At 39.0% G+C, this 4,215-nt stretch carries 3 protein-coding genes; 1 reads left to right on the forward strand and 2 read right to left on the reverse strand.

The annotated features are described in order from the left end of the window. Positions 1 to 52: 52 nt before the first annotated feature. Positions 53 to 1,048 carry a DNA cytosine methyltransferase gene (locus tag PY364_RS21145; RefSeq protein ID WP_275525985.1) on the reverse strand — a complete coding sequence of 332 codons (996 nt, stop codon included), beginning with the start codon at positions 1,046 to 1,048 and terminating at the stop codon, positions 53 to 55. 21 nt (positions 1,049 to 1,069) lie between these two features. Between PY364_RS21145 and PY364_RS21150 the strand changes: the two genes are divergently transcribed. After that, positions 1,070 to 2,365, forward strand: a complete 1,296-nt coding sequence (locus PY364_RS21150) for a folylpolyglutamate synthase/dihydrofolate synthase family protein (protein ID WP_275525986.1) — start codon at positions 1,070 to 1,072, stop codon at positions 2,363 to 2,365. A gap of 116 nt (positions 2,366 to 2,481) precedes the next feature. Here the strand turns inward: PY364_RS21150 and PY364_RS21155 are convergent, their stop codons facing one another. After that, a complete protein-coding gene (locus PY364_RS21155) occupies positions 2,482 to 4,134 on the reverse strand; it encodes an ABC transporter substrate-binding protein (RefSeq protein ID WP_275525988.1) in 1,653 nt (550 codons plus the stop codon). Positions 4,135 to 4,215: the final 81 nt, after the last annotated feature.

The following is a 4,215-nucleotide window of genomic DNA, read 5'->3' on the forward strand; positions in this document are numbered from 1 at the left end:
CGGTATTCTTACCGCCCAGAGGGCGGCGTTACGAGTATTTTGAAACAGGGTTTTAAAGATCAGTAATTATTTTATTTGCTAAGATTCTAGCTAAATTAACTGGTACAGCGTTACCGACCATTTTATAACCGTCAGCAATATAATTGTACTTAAAAATAAAGTTATCTGGAAAAGTTTGTATCCGAGCACATTCCCTCACAGATAATCTACGATAAGGCTGAGGTGAATTAGGGTCAAAAATTCGTTTATCCTTATCCACTAAAATCATTTTATTGGCTTGAGGATGTAAAGGTGCGTGTCTTCCTCCCGCCTGAATTGTAAACGAAGGTTCCGACCAACTTCTGACTCGATTTCTTGACATATAAATACTGGAAAATCCCATATCCAAATATTCATGGTTTGCGATTCCTGCGCGATAGTTTGTAACTTTATCTCCAAACTTAATCGGCTCTATTAATTCCAAGTCTGAAATTGCATCTTTTAGGGTTAAAATCTTATTCCCGGTTCTAGGAAACTCAAAAATTTTGCCCATTTTTTTACTGTAGCCAACGATAATAACTCTTTGTCTATCTTGGGGAACTTCAAAATTTTTTGCGTTCAGCATTTTATAATAAATTTTATATCCAACCTCCTCAAACAGATGTAATATATTGATGAAAGCTGGCTTATGTCTTGCCGTTAATATACCGCTGACATTTTCCGCTACAAAAAATAAAGGCTGCTTATCCCGTACAATTCTAATATACTCGTAAAATAATTGACCTCTACTATCATCAATTCCACGTTTTGCACCCGCTTCACTCCAACTTTGACAAGGTGGGCCGCCGATAATGCCAATACAGTCAGGTATTTCCTCAGATTTTATATTTCTAATATCCCTCTTGTCAAGTTGAGTATTTGCATGATTAAATTTATAAGTATCCCAAATTGACTTATCATACTCATTAGCCCAAACCACATTAAAACCAGCTTGTCGAAAGCCTAAATCCAATCCCCCGCAACCGGAAAAAAGAGAAATAATATCCATATTTGCATCTTTAACTCCCATCAATTATACCAGACATCCCGAATGAAAATAGATTCTATCCTCAAACCCTACCAACACTTCGGCGTAAATCTCGGTCTAGACAGAATTCAACAACTTTTAGACAAACTAGGCAATCCTCACCAACAGTTACCTGTCATTCACGTAGCCGGGACAAATGGCAAAGGTTCCGTTTGTGCCTATCTTTCTTCAATATTAACCGCCGCCGGCTATCGAGTCGGACGCTACACTTCTCCCCATTTAATTAACTGGAATGAACGCATTTGTATTAATCAAAAACCCATCACCTCAGAAGAATTAGAAAATTATCTATTACAAGTAGTAAACGCCATTAATAAAGATAGCGAAACTCCCACACAATTTGAAATATTTACCGCCGCCGCTTGGCTATATTTTGCCCAAAAAAAAGTAGATATTGCCGTTGTAGAAGTTGGGTTAGGCGGAAGATTAGATGCAACTAATGTCTGCGAAACTCCCCTGGTTTCAATTATCACTTCTATCAGTCGCGAACACTGGCAAGTTCTCGGCCCCACTCTAGCAGATATTGCAGGTGAAAAAGCCGGTATTCTCAAACAAAATTGTCCTGCTGTCATCGGACAATTACCTCCAGAAGCTAAAGCAGTTATCGAAAAACGTATTCTACAATTAAACTGTCCTACTATCTGGCCAAAACCTGCATTAGATTTAGGTAAAAATTGGGCAGAATATCATCCAGAACCAGATACTCAGATGAATTTGCCAACATCTGCGGTGACAATTAAATATCCTTTGCCACTATTAGGTGAAATTCAATTAATGAATTCAGCATTGGCGATTGCAGCTTGCCAAATTCTGCAACAAAAACGATGGGAAATTTCCGAAACTGCTATCCAAAATGGGATGGCAAACACTCAATGGTCTGGTCGTCTGCAATGGACAAATTGGCGAAATCATAAACTATTAATTGACGGTGCTCATAACCCCGCTGCTGCTATTGCTTTACGTCAATATGTCCAGACTCTCGATTGTTTATACCCGCAACAAAAGGGAAAATCTTGGGTGATGGGTATGCTTTCTACTAAAGACCATGCTGATATTTTTAAGGCTTTGCTGCAAACTGGGGATCGTCTTTATTTAGTACCCGTACCTGACCATAGTTCTGCTGAACCAGAAGAGTTAGCAAAGTTAGCTTTAACTATATGCCCAGAATTATCTCATTGTCAAACTTATCCCGATTTAGTCGCAGGTTTAGAGGCTGCTATTATTAGTGAAAGCTTAACTATCCTCTGCGGTTCTCTTTATCTCGTTGGTTATTTCTTTCAGCAACAGGAGCAAGATTGACTGTTAAATGTTAACTATAGCTTGTAAGGTGGGCGCTCGCCGCAAATGATATATGAGTAAAGTATAAGCTTGTTTGCGGCGAGCGCCCACCCTACGTTTAACTTATTACATTTAACTTACTGCTTACCAAGCAGCCAAAAAGGAAAAGATTGAGTAGGTTCTAGAACAACACCAGTCACACCTTTTTGAGCAAAAACATAATCTTTATCTTGCCATAAAGGAATGAATGGGACATCTTTCGCTAATAAGTCTTGAATTTCGGCAAAAATAGCTTTGCGAGTGGCCGGATTTTGCTCTTGTCGTTCCTTAGCAATCAGTTCATTAACGCGCTTGCTATAGTAAAATGAACCCTGACCTTGACTTGCTCCTTCTTGACATCCTCCTGCTGCTGAACCTTTAGTACAACTCAGAAATGGTTGAATGTAATTGTCAGCATCAAAATAGTCAGCAACCCAGTCTACTAAAGCAGAAGGATAAATCCCTTTCTCAAGGTTTTGAAACAAAGTAGGAGCTTCTACACCATTAACTTCTATTTGCAATGCTCCACCTAATTTTTGTTGAGCAATTGCTTTCAGAGTATTAGCAACCATTGCCCTTTTTGAAGAAGCCGAAGGATACCAAATTTGTAGTTTTGCGGGATTGGTAGCCGAGAATCCAGCCTTACTCAAAAGTTCTTTTGCCTTTGCTATATCTGCCTCTTTATACTGTTCCTTAAACACAGGTTTATAGACATCAAAAGTTGTGGGAATTAAGCTGTAAACTGGTTCTGCTTGTCCTCGCAATACCCGTTCGTTAAGTAAGGGACGGTCAATAATTGTAGCGATTGCTTGTCTAACTGCTAAATTGTCTAAAGGTTGAGACTTCAGGTTGAGGATCATATAACTTACAGTATTACTTTTAGCTGCAATCGCCTGCCAATCGCCCTTTTTTCCCCTTTCTTCCAAATTGCGAATTTGGTCGGCATCTAGAGACAAATAAGCCACATCTACTGCACCAGTTTTAAAAGAGTTAAACAAATTTGCCGAAGTAGAAAGAAACTGAATATCAATCCCTTTATTGGCTGGTTTATCTCCCCAATACTTATCAAAAACATCAAATTTTAAAGAATCACTGCCATATTTTACTAACTTATAACGACCAGTTCCTACAAAAGTATCCGGCTTAAATTTACCCGGCCCAATTTCGTAAGCTTTAGGAGAAATTGCACAAGCGCCCGCAAATCCTAGTAGCGAAGGAAATGCAGCAAAAGGTTTTTTCAACTTAATTGTTAACTCAAATTCGCCAGTCGCCTTGACAGATTCTACAGCATCAGCTAACAAAGATGCTGGACGACCTCCATTCTTAATAAATCGTTCCAGCGAAAATACCATTGCCTTAGCATTAAATACCGTACCATCATGGAAAGTAACGCCTTGACGTAATGGAATAGTATAAGTTAAAGCATCAGAACTAATTTTAGGCATTGCTGTTGCTAATTGCGGGATTAGCTTAGTAGTTCCCGATTCGTAAGTGTAGAGGCGATCCCCCAAATTGTAAAGCAATTCACCGGATATTTGTTCATAAGCATCAGCAGGGTCAATCGTCCGCAGTTTTAGCGTTGTTCCAATTGTAATCCGTCCTGTTCCTGCATCTGTATTTGTAGAATTAGCTGATTGATTTGCGGGCTTTCCACAACTCACAACTAGGAAGCAGCAAAGGCAAAATATACCAATAAATTCTAATATACTAATCCGCTGAATTTTGAGCTTAGCGGCGTACTTTTCTAGCATTTCTTTTACATCCATCAGAATCGTTTTTAACTTTATTAGAACTAATATCCGTAACGCCGCCCTCTGGGCGGTATCTTTAAC

The organism is Kamptonema sp. UHCC 0994 (assembly GCF_029167235.1).
GTDB lineage: Bacteria > Cyanobacteriota > Cyanobacteriia > Cyanobacteriales > Microcoleaceae > Kamptonema.

Excerpts from the sequence above, each read along its gene's own strand:
- PY364_RS21155 (WP_275525988.1), bottom strand. The coding sequence starts at position 4,134 with ATGCTAGAAAAGTACGCCGCTAAGCTCAAAATTCAGCGGATTAGTATA.
- PY364_RS21145 (WP_275525985.1), bottom strand. The coding sequence starts at position 1,048 with ATGGGAGTTAAAGATGCAAATATGGATATTATTTCTCTTTTTTCCGGT.
- PY364_RS21150 (WP_275525986.1), top strand. The coding sequence starts at position 1,070 with ATGAAAATAGATTCTATCCTCAAACCCTACCAACACTTCGGCGTAAAT.